Origin of the sequence: Streptomyces sp. LBL (genome assembly GCF_029893585.1) — a bacterium.
GTDB lineage: Bacteria > Actinomycetota > Actinomycetes > Streptomycetales > Streptomycetaceae > Streptomyces.
Genome location: NZ_JARXYX010000022.1, coordinates 1 through 23,809, shown reverse-complemented (window position 1 = coordinate 23,809; position 23,809 = coordinate 1). Strand labels below are relative to the sequence as shown.

21 protein-coding genes are annotated in these 23,809 nt (G+C 70.7%); 11 read left to right on the top strand and 10 right to left on the bottom strand.

What is annotated here, in order from left to right; genetic code table 11:
• Positions 1-101 precede the first annotated feature (101 nt).
• The 3 genes from M2271_RS25470 to M2271_RS25460 all read left to right on the top strand — a co-directional run bounded on the left by M2271_RS25470 (position 102) and on the right by M2271_RS25460 (position 2,998).
• Entirely contained in the window at positions 102-1,427 is a 1,326-nt protein-coding gene (locus tag M2271_RS25470) for a M20/M25/M40 family metallo-hydrolase (protein WP_280889653.1), read from the top strand.
• Positions 1,428-1,583: 156 nt separating this feature from the next.
• Complete coding sequence (chpH, locus tag M2271_RS25465) at positions 1,584-1,817, top strand: chaplin ChpH (RefSeq protein ID WP_280889652.1); 234 nt, start codon at positions 1,584-1,586, stop codon at positions 1,815-1,817.
• A 197-nt stretch (positions 1,818-2,014) separates the two neighbouring features.
• Positions 2,015-2,998: a chaplin gene (locus tag M2271_RS25460; protein WP_280889651.1), complete on the top strand. Its 984-nt coding sequence runs from the start codon at positions 2,015-2,017 to the stop codon at positions 2,996-2,998.
• A gap of 111 nt (positions 2,999-3,109) precedes the next feature.
• Here M2271_RS25460 and M2271_RS25455 read toward each other — a convergent pair whose 3' ends face one another.
• The gene (locus M2271_RS25455; RefSeq protein ID WP_280889650.1) at positions 3,110-3,298 is read right to left on the bottom strand and encodes a DUF5703 family protein; all 189 of its coding nucleotides are present in this window, start codon (positions 3,296-3,298) and stop codon (positions 3,110-3,112) included.
• A 47-nt stretch (positions 3,299-3,345) separates the two neighbouring features.
• Here M2271_RS25455 and M2271_RS25450 point away from each other — a divergent pair, with 47 nt between their 5' ends.
• On the top strand, positions 3,346-4,038 hold the full coding sequence (locus M2271_RS25450) for a hypothetical protein (RefSeq protein WP_280889649.1): 693 nt from the start codon (positions 3,346-3,348) through the stop codon (positions 4,036-4,038).
• Positions 4,039-4,361: 323 nt separating this feature from the next.
• On the opposite strand, the gene M2271_RS25445 is transcribed toward M2271_RS25450, so the two are convergent.
• Positions 4,362-6,719 (bottom strand): helix-hairpin-helix domain-containing protein, encoded by a 2,358-nt coding sequence (locus tag M2271_RS25445; RefSeq protein ID WP_280889648.1) that lies wholly within the window; start codon positions 6,717-6,719, stop codon positions 4,362-4,364.
• Positions 6,716-7,699, bottom strand: coding sequence for an aldo/keto reductase (locus M2271_RS25440; RefSeq protein ID WP_280889647.1), 984 nt, complete (start codon positions 7,697-7,699; stop codon positions 6,716-6,718). Before M2271_RS25440 ends, M2271_RS25445 begins: the two co-directional genes overlap by 4 nt.
• A 390-nt stretch (positions 7,700-8,089) precedes the next feature.
• Here M2271_RS25440 and M2271_RS25435 point away from each other — a divergent pair, with 390 nt between their 5' ends.
• Positions 8,090-9,145, top strand: a complete 1,056-nt coding sequence (locus M2271_RS25435; protein ID WP_280889646.1) for an LLM class F420-dependent oxidoreductase — start codon at positions 8,090-8,092, stop codon at positions 9,143-9,145.
• Positions 9,146-9,448: 303 nt separating this feature from the next.
• Positions 9,449-10,237, top strand: coding sequence for a ferritin-like domain-containing protein (locus M2271_RS25430; protein ID WP_280889645.1), 789 nt, complete (start codon positions 9,449-9,451; stop codon positions 10,235-10,237).
• A gap of 74 nt (positions 10,238-10,311) precedes the next feature.
• On the opposite strand, the gene corA is transcribed toward M2271_RS25430, so the two are convergent.
• Positions 10,312-11,310: a magnesium/cobalt transporter CorA gene (gene corA / locus M2271_RS25425; protein WP_280889644.1), complete on the bottom strand. Its 999-nt coding sequence runs from the start codon at positions 11,308-11,310 to the stop codon at positions 10,312-10,314.
• A gap of 98 nt (positions 11,311-11,408) precedes the next feature.
• Here corA and M2271_RS25420 point away from each other — a divergent pair, with 98 nt between their 5' ends.
• The 4 genes from M2271_RS25420 (at position 11,409) to mshC (ending at position 14,963) form a co-directional block, all read left to right on the top strand.
• A complete protein-coding gene (locus M2271_RS25420; protein WP_280889643.1) occupies positions 11,409-12,095 on the top strand; it encodes a histidine phosphatase family protein in 687 nt (228 codons plus the stop codon).
• A gap of 137 nt (positions 12,096-12,232) precedes the next feature.
• Positions 12,233-12,823: a DUF3090 domain-containing protein gene (locus M2271_RS25415; protein ID WP_280889642.1), complete on the top strand. Its 591-nt coding sequence runs from the start codon at positions 12,233-12,235 to the stop codon at positions 12,821-12,823.
• Positions 12,787-13,629 (top strand): SCO1664 family protein, encoded by an 843-nt coding sequence (locus tag M2271_RS25410; protein ID WP_280889641.1) that lies wholly within the window; start codon positions 12,787-12,789, stop codon positions 13,627-13,629. Before M2271_RS25415 ends, M2271_RS25410 begins: the two co-directional genes overlap by 37 nt.
• Positions 13,630-13,733: 104 nt before the next feature.
• On the top strand, positions 13,734-14,963 hold the full coding sequence (gene mshC / locus M2271_RS25405; RefSeq protein WP_280889640.1) for a cysteine--1-D-myo-inosityl 2-amino-2-deoxy-alpha-D-glucopyranoside ligase: 1,230 nt from the start codon (positions 13,734-13,736) through the stop codon (positions 14,961-14,963).
• 122 nt (positions 14,964-15,085) lie between these two features.
• Here mshC and M2271_RS25400 read toward each other — a convergent pair whose 3' ends face one another.
• From M2271_RS25400 to M2271_RS25375, 6 genes are all read right to left on the bottom strand, one after another.
• Positions 15,086-16,165 (bottom strand): PAC2 family protein, encoded by a 1,080-nt coding sequence (locus M2271_RS25400; protein WP_280889639.1) that lies wholly within the window; start codon positions 16,163-16,165, stop codon positions 15,086-15,088.
• A 226-nt stretch (positions 16,166-16,391) separates the two neighbouring features.
• Positions 16,392-17,063, bottom strand: a complete 672-nt coding sequence (locus M2271_RS25395; RefSeq protein WP_280889638.1) for a FadR/GntR family transcriptional regulator — start codon at positions 17,061-17,063, stop codon at positions 16,392-16,394.
• A 259-nt stretch (positions 17,064-17,322) separates the two neighbouring features.
• Positions 17,323-18,939: a glycerol-3-phosphate dehydrogenase/oxidase gene (locus M2271_RS25390; RefSeq protein WP_280889637.1), complete on the bottom strand. Its 1,617-nt coding sequence runs from the start codon at positions 18,937-18,939 to the stop codon at positions 17,323-17,325.
• Positions 18,940-18,958: 19 nt separating this feature from the next.
• Positions 18,959-20,497, bottom strand: a complete 1,539-nt coding sequence (gene glpK, locus M2271_RS25385; RefSeq protein WP_280889636.1) for a glycerol kinase GlpK — start codon at positions 20,495-20,497, stop codon at positions 18,959-18,961.
• 82 nt (positions 20,498-20,579) lie between these two features.
• Complete coding sequence (locus M2271_RS25380) at positions 20,580-21,374, bottom strand: MIP/aquaporin family protein (RefSeq protein WP_280889635.1); 795 nt, start codon at positions 21,372-21,374, stop codon at positions 20,580-20,582.
• A gap of 439 nt (positions 21,375-21,813) precedes the next feature.
• Entirely contained in the window at positions 21,814-22,578 is a 765-nt protein-coding gene (locus M2271_RS25375) for an IclR family transcriptional regulator (RefSeq protein WP_280889634.1), read from the bottom strand.
• A 284-nt stretch (positions 22,579-22,862) separates the two neighbouring features.
• On the opposite strand from M2271_RS25375, the gene M2271_RS25370 reads away from it, so the two are divergent.
• Positions 22,863-23,809 (top strand): homocysteine S-methyltransferase family protein (locus M2271_RS25370; RefSeq protein ID WP_280889633.1); only part of this gene is annotated, 947 nt, incomplete at its 3' end.

Here is a 23,809-nt window from a genome sequence, read left to right as displayed (position 1 = left end):
GTGAACGGGGTGTGACGGGCCGGGACCGGCCTTGGGGAGAGGTCGGGAGGAGGGGGAGGATGAGGGGGGACCACCAGCAGCGACAGTGCGGGAGGAAGCGCGTGAGCGAGACGGACACGACCAGGGGCGTCACCGGCGAGGACGAGGTCGTGGACCTCTGCCGCGAGCTGATCCGGATCGACACCAGCAACTACGGCGACCACTCGGGACCGGGCGAGCGCGAGGCTGCCGAGTACGTCGCCGGGAAGCTCGCCGAGGTGGGCCTCGAACCGGAGATCTTCGAGTCGCACCCGGGGCGCGCGTCCACGGTGGCCCGCATCGAGGGCGAGGACCCGTCCCGGCCCGCGCTGCTCATCCACGGCCATCTGGACGTCGTACCGGCCAACGCCGACGACTGGACCCACCACCCGTTCTCCGGGGAGGTCGCGGACGGGTGCGTGTGGGGCCGGGGCGCCGTCGACATGAAGGACATGGACGCGATGACCCTGGCGGTCGTGCGCGACCGGCTGCGCAGCGGGCGCAGGCCCCCGCGCGACATCGTGCTCGCGTTCCTCGCCGACGAGGAGGCGGGCGGCACGTACGGCGCCCGACACCTCGTCGACCACCACCCCCACCTCTTCGAGGGGGTCACCGAGGGGATCAGCGAGGTGGGCGGGTTCTCGTTCACCGTGAACGAGCAGCGCCGGCTCTATCTGATCCAGACGGCCGAGAAGGGCATGCACTGGATGAAGCTGACCGTGGCCGGCACCGCCGGCCACGGCTCGATGATCCATCGCGACAACGCGATCACCGAGCTCTCGGAGGCCGTCGCGCGACTCGGGCGGCACAAGTTCCCGGTCCGGGTCACCAAGACGACCCGTGCCTTCCTGGACGAACTCGGCGACGCGCTCGGCACCGAACTCGATCCGGAGGACATGGAGGGCACGCTGGCCCGGCTCGGCGGGATCGCCAAGCTCATCGGCGCGACCCTCGGCAACACCGCCAACCCCACGCAGCTCAACGCCGGCTACAAGGTCAACGTCATCCCCGGCGAGGCCACCGCGAACGTGGACGGACGGTTCCTGCCCGGGTTCGAGGAGGAGTTCCTCGCCGACCTCGACCGGATCCTCGGTCCGAAGGTGCGGCGCGAGGACGTGCACTCCGACAAGGCGCTCGAGACCTCCTTCGACGGAGCGCTGGTGGACGCCATGCAGTCGGCGCTGCTGGCCGAGGACCCGGCCGCGAAGGCGGTCCCGTACATGCTCTCGGGTGGCACGGACGCCAAGTCCTTCGACGACCTGGGCATCCGGGGCTTCGGGTTCGCGCCGCTGAAGCTTCCGCCGGAGCTGGACTTCGCGGGCATGTTCCACGGCGTCGACGAGCGCGTCCCGGTGGAGGGGCTCAAGTTCGGTGTGCGGGTGCTCGACCGATTCATCGACGCGTCCTGAATTCGCCCACTTAAACGACACTTCACTATTCGAGCGCCCGTGCGGAATGAACTGAGAAGAGTGAATGCGACGATAAGCTCGTAGCTCCATTACTCCTTCCTCGTTACAGGTGGTGCGATCAACTACTTGGGATCGCATTGCCAACAAGGAGGAATAATGATCAAGAAGGTCGTCGCCGCCGCGGCTGCCACCGGTGGGCTCGTTCTCGCGGGCGCGGGCCTTGCCGTGGCCGACGCGGGTGCCCAGGGTGCTGCCGTGCACTCGCCGGGCGTCCTGTCCGGCAACGTCGTTCAGGCCCCCGTTCACGTCCCGGTGAACGTCTGCGGCAACACGGTCTCCGTGATCGGGCTGCTGAACCCCGCGTTCGGCAACACCTGCATCAACAAGTGACGTTGTGCCTCGCCCCGTGAGGGGCTGAGCCCGTCGGCCCCGGAGTGCGTGCCATGCGCTCCGGGGCCGACCGGCCTTCAGCAGCGGTTCATTTTCGGATGTCAGGACTCGGATGTCGGGACTCGGATGTCGAGTTTCGGGCGTCGGGATTTCGGGCGTCGAGATTTCGGGACAAGGTCGAAGGCAGGGATTCAGCAATGCGACAGGTCACCCGTAAGGGCCTGATGACCGTGGCCGCCGCGACCGGCGTGATCGCCGCCGCGGGCGGTGCGGCGCACGCCGGCTCGTACGCGAGCGGATCGAGCGCCGACTCACCCGGCGTGCTGTCGGGCAACTCGGTGCAGGCGCCGGTGCACGCGCCGGTGAACGTCTGCGGCAACACGGTCAACGTCATCGGGTTGCTCAACCCGGCGATGGGCAACAAGTGCGTGAACACCGACGTCAGGGCCGGTGACGGTTCCTCCGGCGGATATGGCGGAGACGGCGGATACGGTTCCTCCGGCGGCTCCGGCGGCTCCGGCGGCTCCGGCGGCTCCGGCGGGCACGGAAGCCATGGCGGTCACTCGGGGCACGGCGGCTCAGGGGGGTCCGGCGGCTCAGGGGGGTCGCACGCCGGCGGTCACACCGGTGGCTCCCCGGGCGTGGGCTCCGGCAACCACGTCGAGGTGCCGATCGACGCGCCGGTCAACGTGTGCGGCAACAGCGCCAGCGTCATCGGCGTCGGCAACGCCGCCACGGCCGACGGCTGTGCCAACGGGGACGGTTCCGGCGGCGGACACCACACCACGCCTCCGGGCGGCGGCGACGGGACGACCCCGCCCGCCCACCCCGAGCAGCCGGGCACTCCGGGGCAGCCGGGCACTCCGGGACTGCCGGGCCATCCGGGACAGCCCGGGGGGCCGGGTACTCCGGAGCACCCCGGCGGGCCGGGCAACCCGGTGGAGCCCAGCCGCCCCGGCGTTCCGAACACTCCGCACACCCCGCCCACCACGGAGGGCCGGACGCCCGGTGGCTCCGCGCAGACCGACCAGTCCGGAGCCCCGTCCGTCGTCCAGCCCCAGGGTGCCGCGCAGCTCGCGCACACCGGCAGTGGGCTGCCGCTGGGCCTCGCCCTGCCCGCGGGCGCGGGTGCACTGCTGGCGGGCGCCGTGCTCTACCGCAAGGCACGCGCCTCTGTGTGACCTTGGACAAGCCGCACACCACGGCTGAAAGCACCGCGAACCTCCCCGTCGGTGCACACGACGGCGCGGGCCCTGCTTCGGTCGGGCCCGCTTCGTCTCCGTCGCCTCAGCTCACCATGTGGCGCGGACCTGGCGGATGATCCGCCGTCGCAGCCGCACCCTGCGGCTGCCGTCGCGCAGCAGGCTCAGGCGGTCCAACTCCCAGTGACCGTACTCGGCATGGTCCGTCAGCAGACGAGTCGCGTCCTTGCGGGAAACCCCGCGCGGCACGTACACCTCGACAAATTCGTATTCCGGCATCGCATCTATTGTGCGGGCTGGGGCCCGGTACGGATAGCGTCTGCACTATGTCTGATGCTGCGCAGCCCACCGCTGCCGAGGTACGAGCCGCCGCCGAGGCGGTCAAGACCGCGCTCGACCGCCACCTGGCCGCGGTCGAACGCAGGTCGGGGGAGGACGACCCGGCCGTCTACGAAGCGTTCAACGAGCTGGCCGCGGCCGCCGAAACTTACGACGAACTGCTCTACGACCGCTACGACGAGGTCACGCCCTTCGAGATCCCTGGAGCAGACGAGTCGCTACCGCCGTATACGGGCCCCGAAGAACCGAACGCCCTCAGTGTGCTGATCCGCCGCGACTACGCCGTGCTGGAGCCGCAGCGGCTGTTGGCGCAGGCCCAGCGGATCGAGGCGGCGGACGACGATGCCGGCAGCGGCGCGGGGGCGTCCGGCACGGTCCACGGCGCCCTGGGTCTTCTGTTCGGTGAGTTCGAGCCGGATGAGATCGCCTCCCGGCACAAGGAGTTCGGCCTGGAGGAAGGCGACTCCACGCTCTGGGTGACGGCCGGCGACGAAGCGCCCGAGCCCGGCGAGTGGCTGGAAGCCCCGTTCGAGCAGGCCGACGCCCAGCGGGTGGTCTGCCGCTTCGACGTCAGCGCGGTCTTCGATGACGAGATCGACGACGACGGCGACGTCGTGGACGAACTCGACGCGGACCTGGACGAGGACGAGGACCTGGAACCTTTGGACGCGGAACGCTGAGCGCCTGCCCGCGCGGGCGGGGACAACGCATGAGATGACGGCGGCGGCCGTCCCGGAAGCTGAACCTCCGGGACGGCCGCCGCCGTCGCGCTGCACGGCGAACCTACGGACGCGGCACGAAGCGCGCCGTGCCCCGCACACACGCTCCCGCCGATCCCACGTCGACCTCCGGTTCCGGCCCGGCGGTCCTACGCCGCCTTCCGGTTCTGCCACGGCGGTCCTACGCCGCCGCCGGTTTCGGCTCCGGCGGTCGGTGACACCTCGGCCTCCGGTTCCGGACGGCGGTCCGGTTCCCACCCCGCCCTCGGGGTCGGCTCAGCCGGTCACCTCACCGGTACCTGCGGGGCCAGCAGTACGGGCAGACGGGTCGTCCGGGGCTTCGGCAGGACCTCGGCCACGGCCCTGGGCAGGGCCTGCTCCGCGCCGTGCACCACGGACAGGTGCCGCTCCGCCCGCCCGAACGCGGTGTAGACCCACGGTCGGCTGAGGGCCTGCGCCGCATCGCCGGGCAGCACCACGACCGCCGCCGGCCACCGGCCGCCCACGGCCTGGTGCGCGGTCAGCGCCCACCCGTGCCGCACGGACTGTTCCACCCGCTCCTTCGGTACGACGACGGCCTCGCCCGCGCACGACAGGTGCAGCCCCTCGGCATCGGCCTTGACCACACGGCCCGGCAGCGTACGCCCCGGAGCGGGGGAGTAGACGACCCGGTCACCGGGGTCAAAGCCGCCGAAACGGCCGGGACCGGGGTTGAGCCGCTCCTTGAGGGCCGCGTTCAGCGCGCGGGTGCCGACCGCGCCGCCGTGGCCCGGCGTGATCACCTGGGTCTCCTCGGCCGGGACGCCGATCGCCCTGGGCACCGAGTCCGCGACGAGCTGCACCGTCCGGTGCACGGCCTCGCCGGCGTCCCGCACCGGCACGATCACGACCTCCTTGCCGGGGGCCTCGACCTGGTTCAGCTCGCCGATGCCGATGCCGGACACCAGCTCGCCCAGCGGCCCGGGATCCGGCTGCCGCGAGGCGATCTGCGGGCAGACCCGTGCGGCCAGGAGATCCGCGAACACCCGCCCGGGACCGACGGACCAGAGCACCGCGGGATCCCCGGCCAGCACCAACCGGGCGCCGTCCGGCAGCGACTCCGCCAGCAGAGCCGCCGTCTCGACGTCCAGCTGGGGCGCGTCCAGGACGATGAGCAGGTCGAGGTCGAACGTGCCCTCGGCGTCCCGCCCGGGCCCCTCGGCACCGGACAGCAGCCCGGCGACGGTGGCGACCCCGGTGGTGCCGTCCCGGCTGTCGTCGGTCCGGCTGCCGTCGGCCGATTCGGTCCGGCCGTCGCGGGACGCGTGGGCCGGACCGTCGGGGGACGCGTGGGCCGGACCGCCGTACGGCGCGTCGGCCTGACCGCCGTACGACGCTGCGGGCCCGGGCCGCTCGGTCCCGCCCGTCAGCGACGCGAAGCGATCACGCCCGGCCGGACTGTGGGCGGCGGCCCAGGCACGCATCCCCAGCTGTCCGGCCGCGCGCAGCAGTGCCGCAGGCTCGGCCGACGAGGCCGCCCCGCCGGTGTGCAGCACGAGACCGTGACGGGTGACCGCATGGATCAGCTCGGCGGCCGATCCGCCGGCAGCCTCGGCGGCCCGCTCCCAGTCCGCCCCCGAACCGTCCTCCTTCGGTACGGAGTTGATCAGCCGGGCCAGACCGTCGGCGAGGCTCTCCTCGGCGAGGACGTACCGCTCCAGCCCCACGAGGACACGGACCGGCCGCTCCTCCTCGTCCTCCTCCGGTTCCGGGGCGCTCGGGTCGAGGAGGTCCTGGAAGACCAGGGCCTCACCTTCGGCGAGGGTGCCCTGGACGGCCGCGTCGGGATCCGGCACGCCTCGCTGGGACAACGCGGCGACGAGGGCCGGCATCTCCAGGGCGGTGTGCCCGGCCAGAGCGGCCTGCTCCAGCAGCCACACCGTGACCGACCGCCCCCGCCGCTCGTCGTCCGGCCCGCACTCCGCGCCCAGCAGCGCCCGCGCGAACCCGTCGGCCTGGTCGGGCCGCACACCGCCGACCCGCAGCAGTTGCCAGGGATCCGCCCGCAGCAGCTCACCGGCATTCTCACCGAGCACCGCGGCCGCCTGGGCCGCGAATGACTCCGGCGCACCCCCCTCGGCCAGCACGCCCCGTACGGCCTCGACGGCGTCCGGCGCCGGTACGGCCGCAGCGGCCTCGGCCGAGGCCGGCTGCGGCCTCGGCTCGGGCACGGACCGACGCGGGGCGGGCGCCGCCTCGAAGGCGGCCGCCACCGGCTTCTCGCCGCTCTCCACCGCACGTACGGCCGCGAGCAGATCGGCGGCCTTCCCGCTGAGCTTGGCGCCGGCGGCGATGGGCGCCTCCTTCTCGGCCTTGCGTTTCTCGATCCGCTCCCGCTCCAGACGCTGAGCCGCGAGCTCGGCCTCGGCCTCGGACACCTTCGCCGCATCCGCCCCCGCGTCATCCGCGGAGCCGCCCCCGCTCTCGGCCTCGGCACCCTCCGCCTCAGCTTCGGCGCCCTCGGCCCCGGCACTCTCCGCCTCAGCCTCGATGCCCTCCGCCGCGGCCTCGACGCCGTCCGCCGCAACGCGCTCTTCCGTGGCGCCCGGCGTCCCCGGTTCGGTGTCCTCGGCGTCCTGAGTTGGCCCCGGGTCCGTGCTCACAGCGTGCTCCAGTCGTGATCGGGATAGCGGTGCACGGGCGCCGACACATCGTCGAGCGCCCGGCAGATCTCGTCAGGAAGACTAAGCGCCTCCACTGACAACGCCGTCGTGAGCTGCTGCGCGTTGCGCGCGCCGACGATCGGCGCGGCCACCCCCGGCCGGTCCCGGACCCATGCGAGGGCCACCTGGAGCGGTGTCACGGCGAGCCCGTCCGCCGCGGTCGTCACGGCGTCCACGATCCGGGTCGCCGTGTCGTCGAGATACGGCGCGACGAACGGCGCCAGATGCTCCGAGGCGCCCCGCGAGTCCGCGGGCGTCGCGTGCCGGTACTTGCCGGTGAGCACCCCGCGCCCGAGCGGCGACGAGGGCAGCAGGCCGATCCCCAGGTCCAGCGCCGCCGGCAGCACCTCGCGCTCGATACCGCGCTGGAGCAACGAGTACTCCAGCTGCGTACTCGCCAACCGGGTCCGTGTGCCCGGCGCCGCGATCTGCCAGGTCGCGGCCTTGGCGAGCTGCCAGCCGCAGAAGTTCGACACCCCGGCGTACCGGGCACGTCCGCTGCTGACCGCCAGGTCGAGAGCCTGGAGGGTCTCTTCCAGCGGGGTGTCCGGGTCGTAGGCATGGATGTGCCACACGTCGACATAGTCCGTGCCGAGCCGGGCCAGCGAGGCGTCCAGCGCGGACAGCAGATGCCCGCGCGAGCCGTCGAACCGGCGGTCGGGATCCGGCACGCTGCCGGCCTTGGTCGAGATGACCAGGTCGCGGCGCGGTACGAGGCCTTCCATGAGTCGTCCGAGCAGATACTCGGCCTCTCCGTCGCCGTAGACGTCCGCGGTGTCGACGAGACTTCCGCCCGCTTCCCAGAACGTCTTCAAGAGGTCCGCGGCGTCATGCTCATCGGTGTCCCGACCCCAGGTCAGGGTGCCGAGCCCGATCCGGGACACACGCAGGCCGGTGCGGCCGAGATGCCTCTGCTCCATGAACGCCGAGATTACTGGCCAGAACCTGCCGTGTGGGTGCCTGTGGATAACCAGTTCCCGCGAACGGCACGGCCCTCAGGACGGGACCGGCACAACAGCCGGCACCCGCCGACGGCGGGAAGGGGACGGGGCGGGGGCATCCGCCCGCGGCGGTCGTCGCGTCAACACCGGCACCTCACCAAGAACCGATTCCGCGAGGTTCCGAGCACGGACACCCCGGCCCACGGTCCCGGCCCACGGTCCCGGCCCACCTCCCCCTACAGGCGCTACACGCACCCCCACCAAACCCGCACAGGCGTCGCAAGCATCGCCCCGCACCCGACCAAGCCCAAGAGGCACCCGCTAGGGTTCCCCTTCAAAAGACGTTACTGATCGGTAAGGGGATTCGGCATGGAGCTAGGGATCAACCTCGGCTACTGGGGTGCCGGCATGGACGCGGACAATCTCGCCGTGGCCAAGGAGGCCGATCGCCTCGGCTACGCGGTCTGCTGGGCCGCCGAGGCCTACGGCTCCGACGCGGCCACCGTACTCACCTGGGTCGCGGCCAAGACCGAGCGCATCGATGTCGGCTCGGCCATCTTCCAGATCCCGGCCCGCCAGCCGGCGATGACCGCGATGACCGCGGCCACTCTCGACTCGCTCTCCGGCGGCCGCTTCCGCCTCGGTCTCGGCGTCTCCGGCCCGCAGGTCTCCGAGGGCTGGTACGGCGTCAAGTTCGACAAACCCCTCTCCCGCACCCGCGAGTACGTCGAGATCATCCGCAAGGCGATGACCCGCGAGCGCCTCTCCCACCAGGGCGAGCACTGGACGCTCCCGCTCCCCGGCGGCCCCGGCAAGCCCATCAAGCTGACCGTGCACCCCGAGCGCGAGCACATCCCGCTGTACATCGCCGCCATCGGCCCGAAGAACCTCGAACAGACCGGCGAGATCGCCGACGGAGCCCTCCTCATTTTCGCCTCCGCCGACCACCTCGAAGACACCGCCATCAAGTACCTGCGGGCCGGTCGCGAGAAGGCCGGCAAGACCCTCGACGGCTTCGATGTCTGCCCGACCCTGCCCCTCGCCGTCGGCGAGGACAAGGACGTCACCACCCTCGCCGACACCTTCCGTCCGTACACCGCGCTCTATGTCGGCGGCATGGGCAGCCGTAAGCAGAACTTCTACAACCAGCTCGCCCAGCGCATGGGCTACGAGAAGGAAGCCGCCGAGATCCAGGACAGGTATCTCTCCGGGGACAAGCAGGGCGCCGCGGCCGCCATCCCGCACGACCTGATCGACAAGACGACATTGCTGGGCTCCGTCGACCGGATCGCCGACCGGATGAAGGCCTACGCCGAGGCCGGGGTCACCACCCTCACCCTCGCCCCCGCCGGCTTCACGCTCGACGAGCGCCTCGTATCCCTCCGAGCCGGCACCGAGGCCCTGGAACGGTCCGGGCTCGCCTGACAAGCGGCTCCGCCCGACAACCGATCACCGGCTCCGTCTGACAGCCGGGCTCACGCGACGCAGGGTTCGACCACCGGATGTTCCCGCGGCCGTGGTGGGGGCTCGGGGCCTTCCCCGCCACGGCCGGTCACGCAGAAACGCTCCGGATTCCGTACGGTCACGCCCGCACGGTCACGTCCCACGCGACCCCACTGGTCCCCCTTTTGGCGGAGTTGTCCGACACAGCTGTTGCGGCACCCCTCTCACCGCATTTGACTCGTTCTTTGCGGAACCCTGCGGAGCTTTGCAGAGAGGTGCCAAACGATGCTGTCGGCCAAAAGCCTGTTCCAAGAGATTCTCGACAACGACGAGTCCTTCCGCCTGTTCTGCTCCATTGCGGCCAGCGGGGAGTCCCAGGGCGGCTGGGAGAACGCCCGCATCGCCGCGCTCGTCCCGGCCGGCGAGCGCGCTCTGGCCCCCAAGATCACCCGGCACGGCGCGGACGAGGACAAGCACGGGCGGATCTTCGACGCCCTGATGAAGAAGCGCGGCCTCGACCCCGTTCCCGTCCCGCCCGAGACCGACTACACGATGCTCCTGGAGAAACGCGGCATCGGGCTGGCTCACGCCAAGCTGGAGGGCGACGAACCGCTCACGGTGCAGGACGTCATCACCTACCTGGCGCACAGCCGGGTCACCGAGCAGCGCGCCGCCGACCAGATGGAGATGCTGCGCAAGCACTTCGCGGATCACCCCGCGGTCGGCAAGGCCGTACGGATGATCTCCCACGACGAGGACAACCACCTCGCCTACACCCACGAGGAGTTGCTGCGCTTCGTGGCCGCCGGGCACGGACGGTTCATCCAGCGCACGCTGCGCGACTGCGCGCTCGCCGAGATCCGCGTCTACCGGAACGTCAGCCTTGCGGTCATGGCCCACATGGGCCGCATCCTCGGCTGGCCGAGGGCCAAGTCGACGCTCCTGGCCGCGGGTATCCACGCGATGTACGCGTACGAGCGGTCGGGCGGCTGGCGGACCATGGTGTCCCTGAGGATGCCGGAACGCCTAAACGCGCTCGGCGGACCCACGACCGCGGCCCCCGAGTTCGCCTGAACGCCGAACAACCCCGGACATCCCCGCCCTCTGCCCCCGGGCCTGGAGTCGTGGGCTCACGCCTCTCCGCGGGCCTACAGCCACCCCCGGCGCTTGAACAGCCGATACAGCAGCACCTCCAACGAGCCCATCAGCGCGATCACCGCCGGATACGCCCACACCCAGTGCAACTCCGGCATGTGGTCGAAGTTCATGCCGTAGATCCCCGCGATCATCGTGGGGATCGCGGCCATGGCCGCCCACGCGGAGATCTTCCGCATGTCGTCGTTCTGCCGGACGCTCATCTGCGCCAGGTGCGCGGAGAGGATGTCCGAGACCAGCCGGTCCAGGCCCTCCACCGACTCGTTCACGCGCGCGAGGTGGTCGCTGACGTCACGGAAGAAGGGCCGCGCCTTCTCGTTGACGTAGGGCACCGCCCCGCCGGACGACGTCCCCACGCTCGCCAGCCGGGTCAGCGGCACCGTCAGCGGCCCGGTAGCCCGGCGGAACTCCAGGATCTGCCGCTTGAAGGTGTAGATGCGGGACGCGGTGTGCCGTGAGCCCCCGCCGTCCGGCGAGAACACCTCCGTCTCCAGCTCCTCCAGGTCGGTCTGCAACTCGGTGGCCACCTCCAGGTAGTGGTCGACGACGGCGTCGGCGACCGCGTACAGCACGGCGGTGGGACCCTTGCCGAGCAGCTCCGGCTCCTTCTCCAGCCGTCGCCGCACGATGCCCAGGGGTGAGCCCACACCGTGGCGGACGGTCACCACGAAGGAGTCGCCGAGGAAGAGCATGACCTCGCCGGTGGACACGGAGTCGCTCTTCGGTTCGTACTCCACGGGCTTGAGCACCACGAACAGAGAGTCGTCGTAGACCTCCAGCTTGGGCCGTTGGTGGGCGTTCAGGGCGTCCTCGACCGCCAGCGGATGGAGCGCGAACTCCCGGGTGACGTGGTCGAACTCCTTCTCGGACGGCTCGTGCAGCCCGATCCAGAGGAACGCGTCCCCCGCCCGGGCCTCGGCGAGGGCGTCGGACAGGTCCTCGGGCCCCTCCGTCCGATGTCCGTCACGGTAGATGGCGCAGTCGACTATCACTGAGCGTGTACCCCCGTCGTCCACAGAGCGCGTACTCCCGTCGTCCGACGACCACCGCGCTCCGGACCCTTTCCCGCCGTACGCCTACGCTGGGCCGCATGCCCACGCTGATCCTTGTCCGGCACGGACGATCCACCGCCAACACCGAGGGACTGCTCGCCGGGTGGACGCCCGGCGTCGCACTGGACGAGCGCGGCGCCGCGCAGGCTGCCGCGCTGCCCGGCCGGCTCGCCGAGCTGCCGCTCTCCGAGATCGTCACCAGCCCGCTGCAGCGCTGCGAGGAAACCGTCCGGCCGCTGTTGGAGGCCCGGCCCGGCCTCACCGCGCACACCGACGAACGGATCGGTGAGTGCCACTACGGCGACTGGTCCGGTCGTAAGCTTGCCGAGCTCATGGACGAGCCGCTGATGGAGGTCGTACAGGCGCACCCCTCGGCGGCCGCGTTCCCCGGCGGCGAGTCGATGCGGGCGATGCAGACCCGCGCCGCCGAGGCGGTACGCGAGTGGAACGCTCGGGTGGAGCGCGACCACGGGGCCGACGCCGTCTATCTCATGTGCTCCCACGGCGACGTCATCAAGTCGCTCGTGGCGGACGCACTCGGACTTCATCTCGACCTCTTCCAGCGGATTTCTGTTGAACCGTGTTCCATCACAGCGATCCGTTACACCCGTCTGAGGCCGTTTGTCGTCCGCCTCGGCGACACCGGTGACTTCGCGTCCCTGTCACCGCGCCAGGAGCCTCCGGCCGATGACGCCCCGGTGGGTGGTGGTGCGGGCGCACCGTGATCGTCGGGCGCAGTAGGGTGAAGCGGTCCGCGCAAGCGCGTTCACGCATGAACGTTCTCGCATGAGCGTTCCCATGAGCGTTCCCATGAGTGTTCACGGACAGACGCAGGTACTCACGATTCCAATGGAGACAGGACGTGTCCCGTCAGGTGTTCCTCTACGACCCCCCGGACCGCTTCGTGGCCGGTACGGTCGGACTGCCCGGACGCCGTACGTTCTTCATCCAGGCCACGGCCGGCCCCCGGGTGACCAGCGTGGCCCTGGAGAAGACCCAGGTCGCCGCGCTCGCCGAGCGGATGGACGAGCTGCTGGACGAGGTCGTACGGCGTAGCGGTGGCAGTGCCGCCGTGCCCGCCGTGGCGCCCACCGAAGTCGCCGACACCGGCCCCCTGGACACCCCCGTCGAGGAGGAGTTCCGGGTCGGCACCATGGCCCTCGCCTGGGACGGCGACGAGCAGCGCATGATCGTCGAGGCGCAGGCCCTCGTGGAGCTCGACGCCGACTCCGAGGACGACCTCGCCGAGGCGGAGGAAAAACTCCTCCAGGACGAGGAGAACGGGCCCCCGATGCTGCGGGTCCGGCTCACCGGCGCGCAGGCGAGAGCCTTCGCCAAGCGTGCCCTGGACGTCGTCAACGCCGGGCGGCCGCCGTGTCCGCTGTGCAGTCTCCCGCTCGATCCGGAAGGACACGTATGTCCGCGCCAGAACGGATACCGCCGCGGAGCGTGACGACCGGGGCGACGCCGACGGAGCCGCTTGCCGACCTGCTCGCCGAGGGCGAGCTGACGGTACGCGGCCGCATCCAGGAGGCGTCCAACGCGGCCCTGTACTGCACGGTCTCCCACGACGGCCGGGAAGCCGCCTGTATCTACAAGCCGGTGGCGGGGGAGCGGCCCCTGTGGGACTTCCCCGACGGGACGTTGGCGCAGCGCGAGGTCGCCGCGTACGAGGTCTCCGAGGCGACCGGCTGGGGCCTCGTGCCGCCCACCGTGCTGCGCGACGGGCCGTACGGCGAGGGCATGTGCCAGCTGTGGATCGACGTGACGCCCGAGAGCGAACTGCTCGCGCTCGTCGACGCGGAGGAGCCGGAGCCCGGTTGGAAGGCGATCGGATTCGCCGAGGTCGGTGAGGGACGGACCGCGCTGCTGGTGCACGCGGACGACGAGCGGCTGCGCCGGCTCGCCGTGCTGGACGCCGTGATCAACAACGCCGACCGCAAGGGCGGCCATCTGCTGCCCACCACCGAGGGCCGTCTCCTGGGCATCGACCACGGGGTCACCTTCAACGCCGAGAACAAACTGCGGACCCTGCTGTGGGGGTGGGCCGGGGAGCCGCTGACCGGCGAGGCGGTCGACGTTCTCAAGGCCCTGAAGGGGGCGCTCGGGCCGTCCGGCGCGCTGGCCGCACGCTTGGCCTCGCTGATCACCCCGGTGGAGATCGACGCCACCCGCGCGCGGGTCGACGCCTTGCTGGAGTCCGGGAAGCACCCGGAACCCAGCGGGGAGTGGCCGGCCATTCCCTGGCCGCCGGTCTAGCGGGGTCCAGCGGCACACCGGCCGGTATCGCGCAAGAACGCCTTACCGGCCATCCGGTCCGGTCCGGTTCGTAGATGGAACTTCCGTCCGGTTAGGCTCATGACATGCATGCCTGGCCCGCTTCCGAGATCCCCGCCCTGCCTGGTCAGGGCCGCGACCTGAGGATCCACGACACCGCGACCGGTGCTCTGGTCACCCTCGACCCCGGTCCCGTCGCCCGTATCTACGTGTGCGGCATCACTCCGTACGACGCGACCCACATGGGTCACGCGGCGACCTACAACGCGTTTGACCTTGTGCAGCGCGTGTGGCTCGACACTCAGCGGCAGGTTCACTACGTCCAGAACGTCACCGACATCGACGATCCGCTGCTGGAGCGCGCCCAGCGCGACGGCCTCGACTGGTCCGCCCTCGCCGAGAAGGAGACAGCCCTCTTCCGCGAGGACATGACCGCTCTGCGCATGCTGCCCCCGCGGCACTACATCGGCGCGGTCGAGGCGATACCGGGCATCGTGCCGCTCGTCGAGCGGCTGCGGGACGCCGGCGCCGCCTACGAACTCGAGGGGGACGTCTACTTTTCGGTCGAGTCCGACCCGAACTTCGGCAAGGTGTCGGGCCTGGACGCCACCGCTATGCGGCTGCTGTCCGCCGAGCGTGGCGGCGACCCCGACCGGCCGGGCAAGAAGAACCCGCTCGACCCGATGCTGTGGATGGCCGCCCGTGAGGGTGAGCCCAGCTGGGACGGCGCTTCGCTCGGCCGCGGCCGCCCCGGCTGGCACATCGAGTGCGTCGCCATCGCCCTCGACCACCTCGGCATGGGCTTCGACGTGCAGGGCGGCGGTTCCGACCTCGTCTTCCCGCACCACGAGATGGGCGCCTCGCACGCCCAGGCCCTCACCGGTGAGTTCCCCATGGCCAAGGCGTACGTCCACGCCGGCATGGTCGCTCTGGACGGCGAGAAGATGTCCAAGTCCAAGGGCAATCTGGTGTTCGTGTCCAAGCTGCGGCACGACGGCGTCGACCCGGCCGCCATACGGCTGGCGCTGCTGGCCCACCACTACCGGGCCGACTGGGAGTGGACCGACCAGGTCCTCCAGGACGCCGTCGACCGGCTCGGCCGCTGGCGTGCCGCGGTCTCCCGCCCCGACGGCCCGCCCGCCGAGGCGCTCGTCGAGGAGATGCGCCAGGCCCTCGCCGCCGACCTGGACTCCCCGGCCGCGCTGGCCGCCATCGACCGGTGGGCGGCGCTCCAGGACGAACGAGGCGGTACGGACGAGGGTGCCCCCGGCGTCGTGTCGCGGGCGGTGGACGCACTGCTGGGCGTGGCGCTGTAATTCACGGGAGTTCACGAAAGAACGGAAGAGGGGCGTTTCCTCCCTGTGGGGGAAAGCGCCCCTCTTCCGTTCGAAGGGCGGTGCGCCACAGGCGCACCGCCCTCACTGGTTCACTCCTCGGTTCACTCCTTCGACGACGAGTCCTCGTCGCCGGGCTCGGCACCGGTCTCCGGCTCGGTCTCCGGCTCGGACTTCGGCTCGGACTTCGGCTCTGCGCCGGACTCCGGATCGGCCCCCGGTTCTCGTTCCGGTTCCGGCTTCGGTGGTTTCGGCGGCTTGTTACGACCGCCGGGGCTGTCCCGCAGATACGACGTGCTGTCGCTGCCGTCCGCCGTCGCGTGCCCACCGGAGCCGCCCGGGGATCCGTCCCGGCGCCGCAGATACCGCTCGAACTCCCTGGCGATCGCCTCACCCGAGGCCTCCGGCAGCTCCGCGGTGTCCCGGGCCTCCTCCAGCGTCTGGACGTACTCCGCGACCTCGCTGTCCTCGGCGGCCAGCTGGTCCACGCCCACCTGCCAGGCACGCGCGTCCTCGGGCAGCTCGCCCAGCGGGATGCGGACGTCGATCAGGTCCTCCAGACGGTTGAGGAGGGCCAGCGTCGCCTTCGGGTTGGGCGGCTGCGACACGTAGTGCGGTACGGCCGCCCACAGCGACACGGCCGGAACGCCCGCGTGCGCGCACGCCTCCTGAAGGACGCCGACGATGCCCGTGGGGCCCTCGTACTTGGTCTCCTCCAAGTCCATGCGGCGGGCCAGGTCGGCGTCGGACGTGGTCCCGCTGATCGGTACCGGACGGGTGTGCGGGGTGTCGCCGAGCAGGGCGCCCAGGATCACCACCAGCTCCACCCCCAGTTCGTGGGCGAAGCCCAGCAGCTCGTTGCAGAACGACCGCCACCGCATCGACGGTTCGATACCTCGGACGAGAACGAGATCCCGCGGCTTCTCGCCGCCGACCCGGACCACCGACAACCTTGTCGTCGGCCAGGTGATCTTGCGTACGCCGTTGTCCAGCCACACCGTGGGGCGGTTCACCTGGAAGTCGTAGTAGTCCTCGGCGTCCAGCGCCGCGAACACCTCGCCCTTCCACTCACTGTCCAGATGCGCGACCGCGGTGGAGGCGGCGTCGCCGGCATCGTTCCAGCCCTCGAACGCGGCCACCATGACCGGGTCGATCAGCTCGGGAACCCCCTCGAGCTCGATCACCCAGTGCCTCCTTCCGACGTGCTCTCGCTTAACGACCCAACCTTACGGCGTGCGGCGGGGGCGCCCGACTCCCTCTTGCACGGGGGAGTGAACGGATCACTGCCCCGTTCATCCCCCCGGAACACCCTGAGTCGTCCGAGCTGCCCGGCATCGGCGGCGACCCGCTGTCCCTGCCGCCGGACCGATGTCCTGCGCGCCCGCGTCGGGACATCGGTCCAAGGGCGCGTCAGAGGGTGGACCGCAGCCACTGCTCCACGCTCGCGATGTGCACGGTCGCCCACGAACGGGCCGCCTCCGCGTCCCGGTCGCGCAGGGCGGCCAGGATCGCCCGGTGCTCGCGCAGGGTGCCGGTGACGGCGTCCTCCTGGGTCAGCCCGCGCCAGATCCGGGCCCGGGTGGTGGGCCCGGACAGACCGTCGAGGAGGGAGCACAGCACCGAGTTCCCGGAGCTCTGCACGATCCCGCGGTGGAAGTCCAGATCGCAGGCGACCAGTTCCTCCACCGAGGGGCTGTCGCCGAGCTTGTCCAGCTGGGCCGAGAGCGCGTCCAGTTGCTGTTCGCTGATCCGCTGGGCCGCCATCGCGGTCGCGGCCGGCTCCAGGATGCGGCGCACCGCCAGGAACTCCAGAACCGTGTCGTCACGATGGAAGTCGACGACGAAGCTGAGCGCCTCCAGCAGCAGCTGCGGGTCCAGGCTGGTGACGTACGTGCCATCACCCTGCCGCACGTCCAGGATCCGGATCAGCGACAGGGCCCGCACCGCCTCCCGCAGGGAGTTGCGGGACAGGCCCAGCTCGGCGGCGAGCTCGCTCTCCTTGGGGAGCCGGTCGCCGGGGCGCAGCGCGCCCGAGACGATCATGCCCTTGATCTTCTCGATCGCCTCGTCGGTGACTGCCATGACCGGCCTCCCTGTCGCCCGAAGTGTGCCGAGACATCGGATGTCTCAGCACATTATGTAGGGCCTGTCCAGATGAGCGCGCCCAGATCGGCGATCACGTCGGCCTTGTCCAGTGTGGTCAGTGGCCGGTTCCACACGAGAACCCGCCCCTCGATGCCCTACGACGCCCTACCACGTCCCGGGCGGCCTCGTGGGCGTGGAGCCGCCCGGGTCCCGTCGTACCGCCTGCGGTCCCGTCGAACCGCCTGCTTCTCACCGCCTACTCCTTGTCGAGCAGGTCCTGTACCTTCGCGCGGACGTCGTCCGTCGCCAGGCCCCGGATCGTCAGCGTCGTACGCCGACGCAGCACGTCGTCCGGCGTCTCGGCCCACTCGTTGTCGCGGGCGTAGACGACCTGGGCCAAGATCTCGGGGGCGTCCGGGTGGACGCGGTGAGCCAGCTCCGGGTTGTCGTTCGCCAGGCGGGCGATGTCGAAGGCCAGCGAACCGTAGTGCGTGGCCAGGTGCTTGGCCGTGTCCGCGGCCATCCGCGGGCCGGACGACGGGTGGTCGGCCAGCAGTCGGTGGGCGACCGCGCGCGGGTTGGCGACCCCCGGCAGCGGCAGCTTCTTCGGCAGTGAGGAGACCGGCTCGAAGTCGTCACCCAGCGGGTGGCCCGGCAGCTCCTCCAGCTTCTGCATGACCGTGCGGCCGATGTGCCGGAACGTCGTCCACTTGCCGCCCGCGACGGAGAGCATCCCGCCCCGGCCCTCGGTCACCACCGTCTCGCGCTTGGCCTTGGACGTGGCGCCGGGGCCGCCCGGCAGTACCCGCAGCCCCGCGAAGGCGTACGTGATCAGATCACGGTCGAGCTGCTGGTCGCGGATGGAGAACGCGGCCTCGTCGAGTATCTGCGCCGTGTCCTTCTCGGTGACGGCGACGTCCGCCGGGTCGCCCTCGTACTCCTCGTCGGTGGTGCCGAGCAGCAGCATGTCCTCCCAGGGGAGGGCGAACGTGATCCGGTACTTGTCGATCGGGGTGGCGAGCGCGGCCTTCCAGGGGGCGGTCCGCTTCAGGACCAGGTGCGCGCCCTTGGACAGACGGATGGACGGAGCCGCGTTCGCGTCCTCCATCCTGCGCAGGTGGTCGACCCACGGGCCGGTCGCGTTGAGCACCAGACGGGCGTTCACACCGAACTCGTCGCCGGACAGCCGGTCGCGCAGGTCCGCGCCCGTCACCCGGCCCCCGGTGAAGCGCAGGCCGGAGACCTCGGCGTGGTTCAGCACGACCGCGCCCGCCTCGACGGCCGCGCGGACCGTCATCAGCGCCATGCGTGCGTCGTTCATCTGGTCGTCGCCGTACACGGCCACGGCCTTGAGGTTCTCGGTGCGCAGCTCGGGCACGTCCCGCTGGGCCTTCGCCGGTGACAGCAGGTGGCCGACGCCGTCACCGAACGCCGACAGCATCGAGTACGCGAAGACACCGGCTCCGAGCTTCGCCGCGCCGTGCGGCCCGCCCTTGTACACGGGGAGGTAGAACGTGAGCGGGTTCGCCAGGTGGGGGGCCACCTGGCGGGAGACCGCACGGCGCTCGAAGTGGTTCTCCGCCACCAGCTTCACCGCGCCGGTCTGCAGATAGCGCAGACCGCCGTGGAGCAGCTTGGAGGAGGCGGAAGAGGTGGCACCGGCGAAGTCGCCGGCGTCGACCAGAGCCACCCGCAGGCCCGACTGCGCGGCGTGCCAGGCGGTGGAGATGCCCAGAATGCCGCCGCCGATGACGAGAAGGTCGTACGACGCCTTGGAAAGCTGCTCCCGGGTCTCGGCGCGGCTCGGGTTCGAGCCGAAAGCCGGGCGCGTACCCAGGGCAGGTACGGACTGCAGGGTGGACTCACTGGTCATTTCGGGTTCGTGCTCCTCGTCAGTTTTCGTCCTCGAGCCAGCCCATGGTCCGTTCTACGGCCTTGAGCCAGCTCTTGTACTCACGGTCGCGTTTGTCCGCGTCCATGCGGGGGGTCCACTCGGCGGCTCGGCGCCAGTTGGCGCGCAATTCGTCGGTGCTGGTCCAGAAGCCGACGGCGAGACCGGCGGCATAGGCGGCGCCCAGGCAGGTGGTCTCGGCGACCATCGGGCGCACCACGGGGGCGTCCACGAAGTCCGAGAGGGTCTGCATCAGCAGGTTGTTGGAGGTCATTCCGCCGTCGACCTTGATCGCCGCGAGCTCGACGCCGGAGTCCTTCGTCATGGCGTCGGTGATCTCACGGGTCTGCCAGGCCGTGGCCTCCAGAACGGCCCGCGCGAGGTGCGCCTTGGTGACGTACCGGGTCAGGCCGGCGATCACACCGCGGGCGTCGGAGCGCCAGTACGGGGCGAACAGACCGGAGAAGGCCGGCACGAAGTACGCGCCGCCGTTGTCCTCGACCGAGAGTGCGAGCGTCTCGATCTCGGCTGCGGTGGAGATCAGGCCCATCTGGTCGCGCATCCACTGCACCAGCGAACCGGTGACGGCGATCGAGCCCTCGAGGGCGTAGACCGGCTTCTCGTCGCCGATGCGGTAGCCGACAGTGGTCAGCAGGCCGTTGTACGAGTTGACCGGCTTCTCACCGGTGTTCATCAGCAGGAAGGTGCCGGTGCCGTACGTCGACTTGGCCTCGCCCTCGGCGAAACAGGTCTGGCCGAACAGGGCCGCCTGCTGGTCGCCGAGCGCGGACGCGACGGGAATGCCACCGAGGATGCCGCCGAGCCGGCCGCCGGTGACCTCGCCGTACACCTCGGCGCTGGAGCGGATCTCGGGCAGCATCTGCTTCGGCACGCCGATGGACTCGCAGATCTTCTCGTCCCACTGCATCGTGTGCAGGCTCATGAGGAGGGTGCGGGAGGCGTTGGTGACGTCGGTGACGTGCCGGCCGCCGTCGACACCGCCGGTCAGGTTCCAGATGACCCAGCTGTCCATGGTGCCGAAGAGGATGTCGCCGGCCTCGGCGCGCTCGCGCAGGCCCTCGACGTTGTCCAGCAGCCAGCGGGCCTTGGGACCGGCGAAGTAGGAGGCGAGGGGCAGGCCCGTCTCGCGCCGGAAGCGGTCCTGGCCGACGTTGCGGCCGAGCTCCTTGCACAGGGCGTCGGTGCGGGTGTCCTGCCAGACGATGGCGTTGTGGACGGGCTCACCGGTGGTCCTGTCCCAGAGCAGAGTGGTCTCGCGCTGGTTGGTGATGCCGATGGCCTTGATGTCGTCGCGGGTGATGCCGGCCTTCTCGATGGCTGAGGCGACGACCTCCTGGACGTTGGTCCAGATCTCGGTGGCGTTGTGCTCCACCCAGCCCGGCTTCGGGAAGATCTGCTCGTGCTCCTTCTGGTCGACGGAGACGATACGGCCGTCCCGGTCGAAGACGATGCAGCGGCTGGAGGTGGTGCCCTGGTCGATCGCCGCTATGAAGGGGCCGGCGGTGTGGGCATCGGTCACTGTGTGCTCCTGGGAGGTTCCGTGGTGAGAGGGACTGGTTCTACTGCTGCTCACGTGCTTCGAAGCGCTGTTCTCAGCAGTTCTAGGCGAAAGCGACGTTGTAGATGCCTGCCGCGATGGCACCGCCGATCAGCGGACCCACCACCGGGATCCAGGCATAGCCCCAGTCGGAGCCGCCCTTGTTGGGCAGAGGCAGCAGAGCGTGCACGATGCGCGGACCGAGGTCACGGGCCGGGTTGATCGCGTAGCCGGTCGGGCCGCCGAGGGACAGACCGATCGAGACCACCACGAGCGCCGTGATCAGGGCACCGAGGGTACCGAGGCCCTTTCCGCTGTCGTTCAGGCCCTGGGTGAGGATGGCGAGCACCAGCACGACGGTGCCGATGATCTCCGTGGCGAGGTTCTGCCACACGATCCGGATCTCCGGGCCGGTGGAGAAGATGCCCAGCACCGGGCCGGCGCCCTTCTCCTGGGCCTCCACGGCCTTGGCCGAGGTGGCCTGCGCGCCGGGACCGCCGACGATCTCCTTGTCGGTCAGGTGCGCCTGGAACTGGCCGTAGTAGGCCACCCAGACCAGGGCCGCGCCGATCGCGGCGCCGAGCAGCTGACCGGCCCAGTAGACCGGGACGTTGCTCCAGTCGTCGTCCTTGATGGCGAGGGCGAGCGTCACGGCCGGGTTGAGGTGGGCGCCGGAGAGCGGCGCCGAGGTGTACACGGCCGTCAGAACGGCGAAACCCCACCCGAAGGCGATGGCGAGCCAGCCGGCGTTACGGGCCTTGGAAGCCTTGAGCGTGACGGCGGCGCAGACACCACCGCCGAGCAGGATGAGTATGGCGGTACCGATGGTCTCGCCGATGAAGATGTCGGAGCTGGACACCCGCGACTCCTTTGTCCTTCGTCCAGGGGAAGAGCTGCCGGCCCTTGGCGTTGTCACACTCTAACGCCTATTGCCGGTCGGTGTTCGACAATGTCGACCGATGGACGGGAGTCTTGCCCTGGGGTTACGGGCACGTCAAGGGTTCTGTTCTCGAAAACACGATCGTTATTGATCGCCGCGCCCGGTGTATCGATCTTGCGCCCCTGCGGACGCGGGGCGGTTCGGGCGCGCGACGAGACCCCGGAACGCTCTGGCGCCCGGCTTTTCCCGTCCTGCCCTGTCCTGCCCTGTCCGGACCTCGCCGGACCTCGTCCTGCCTCGTCCCGCACCGGCTCAGAACCGCCCGCACCGGCTCGGAACCGCCCGGACCTCGTCCTGCGCCTCGTCCCGCACCGGTTGAGAACCACCCAGCGCCGGCTCAGAACCGCCCGGCGACGGCTCAGAACCGCCCGGCGCCCAGGTCCCGCGAGACCGCGCGGGCGCAGTCCCGCACCGCCGCGATCAGTTCGGGGCGCATTTCGCCGTCCTGGCCCAGCCGCTCCACGGCCCCGGTGATGCCGACCGCGCCGACCGGCATCCGTCGCCTGTCGTGGATGGGCGCGGCGATGGACGCGACGCCCTCCCAGGTCTCCTCGATGTCGGCCGCGTACCCACGCGCGCGTGTGAAGTCGAGGATCCGCTCGAAGTCGTCGAGGTCGCAGACGGTCCGCTCGGTGAAGGGCTTACGGTCGCTCTCCAGGGCCTCGCTGTGCGCCACCGGGTCGTACGCGGACAGCACCTTGCCCAGGGCGGTGGAGTGCAGCGGCTGCATGGCCCCGATCTCCAGGACCTGCCGGCTGTCGTCGGGCCGGAAGACGTGGTGCACGATCAGCACGCCGTGCTGGTGCAGGACGCCCAGGTGGACACTTTCACCGCTGGAGCGGGCCAGGTCGTCGGTCCACACCAGGGCGCGCGCCCTGAGCTCGTGCACGTCGAGATAGGTGGTGCCCAGGCGCAGCAGTTCGGCGCCCAGCTGGTAGCGCCCGGAGGCATCGTCCTGCTCGACGAAGCCCTCCTGCTGGAGGGTGCGCAGGATGCCGTGCGCGGTGCCTTTGGCGAGGCCCAGCGAGGAGGCGATGTCGGACAGGCCGAGCCGCCGCTCGCCACCCGCGAGAAGCCGCAGCATCGCGGCCGCGCGTTCCAGCGACTGGATGTTCCGTGCCATCGCCGACTGCCTCCGTCCCTTCGTCCGGCCGACCACGACGGCCGCTTCCGTCGTTCGGCAATGTCGAACACTACCGGTCCATGCCGACCTCCCGCTAATAGTTGGTCAGGATCCGTCACGTCACCCGTATCCCACAGGTGTGCGCCCGCCATCCTGGTCCGTCCCGTGGACGCGCCCGACCATCGGAGCCGGGACCCGGCTACCCTGGCGAGGTGCGCCCCGCGCGGGACGTCTCGCGGGCGCCGCAGAAGCCGACAGCCGTCGCACCTCAAGGGAGCCCTTACATGGCCTCGTCGCCACCGACCCCTTCCGCCGACAGCCGGACCCGTGTGTCCGCGCTCCGCGAGGCACTCGCCACCCGTGTGGTGGTGGCCGACGGAGCCATGGGCACGATGCTTCAGGCGCAGGATCCGACGCTGGAGGACTTCCAGCAGCTGGAGGGCTGCAACGAGATCCTCAACGTCACCCGCCCCGACATCGTGCGCTCCGTCCACGACGAGTACTTCGCGGTGGGCGTCGACTGTGTGGAGACCAACACCTTCGGGGCCAACCACACGGCCGCGGCGGAGTACGACATCGCCGACCGCGTGCACGAACTGTCCGAGGCGGGAGCCCGCATCGCCCGCGAGGCGGCCGACGAGTACGCCGCCCGCGACGGTCGCACCCGCTGGGTACTGGGCTCGATCGGCCCCGGCACCAAGCTGCCGACCCTCGGCCACGTCGGCTACCCGACGATCCGAGACGGTTACCAGGCCAACGCCGAAGGACTGCTCGCCGGCGGCGCCGACGCCCTGATCGTCGAGACCACCCAGGACCTGCTGCAGACCAAGGCCTCCGTGATCGGCGCCCGGCGCGCGATGCAGGCGACCGGCGTCGACGTGCCGCTGGTGGTGTCGATGGCGTTCGAGACGACCGGCACGATGCTGCTCGGCTCGGAGATCGGCGCCGCGCTCACCGCGCTGGAGCCGCTCGGTATCGACATGATCGGCCTGAACTGCTCCACCGGCCCCGCCGAGATGAGCGAGCACCTGCGCTACCTCACCCGGCACTCCCGCATCCCGCTGCTGTGCATGCCGAACGCGGGCCTGCCGATCCTCACCAAGGACGGCGCGCACTTCCCGCTCGACCCCGAGGGCCTGGCCGATGCGCAGGAGGGTTTCGTCCGGGACTACGGCCTGTCCCTGATCGGTGGGTGTTGCGGTACGACGCCGGAGCATCTGCGTCAGGTGGT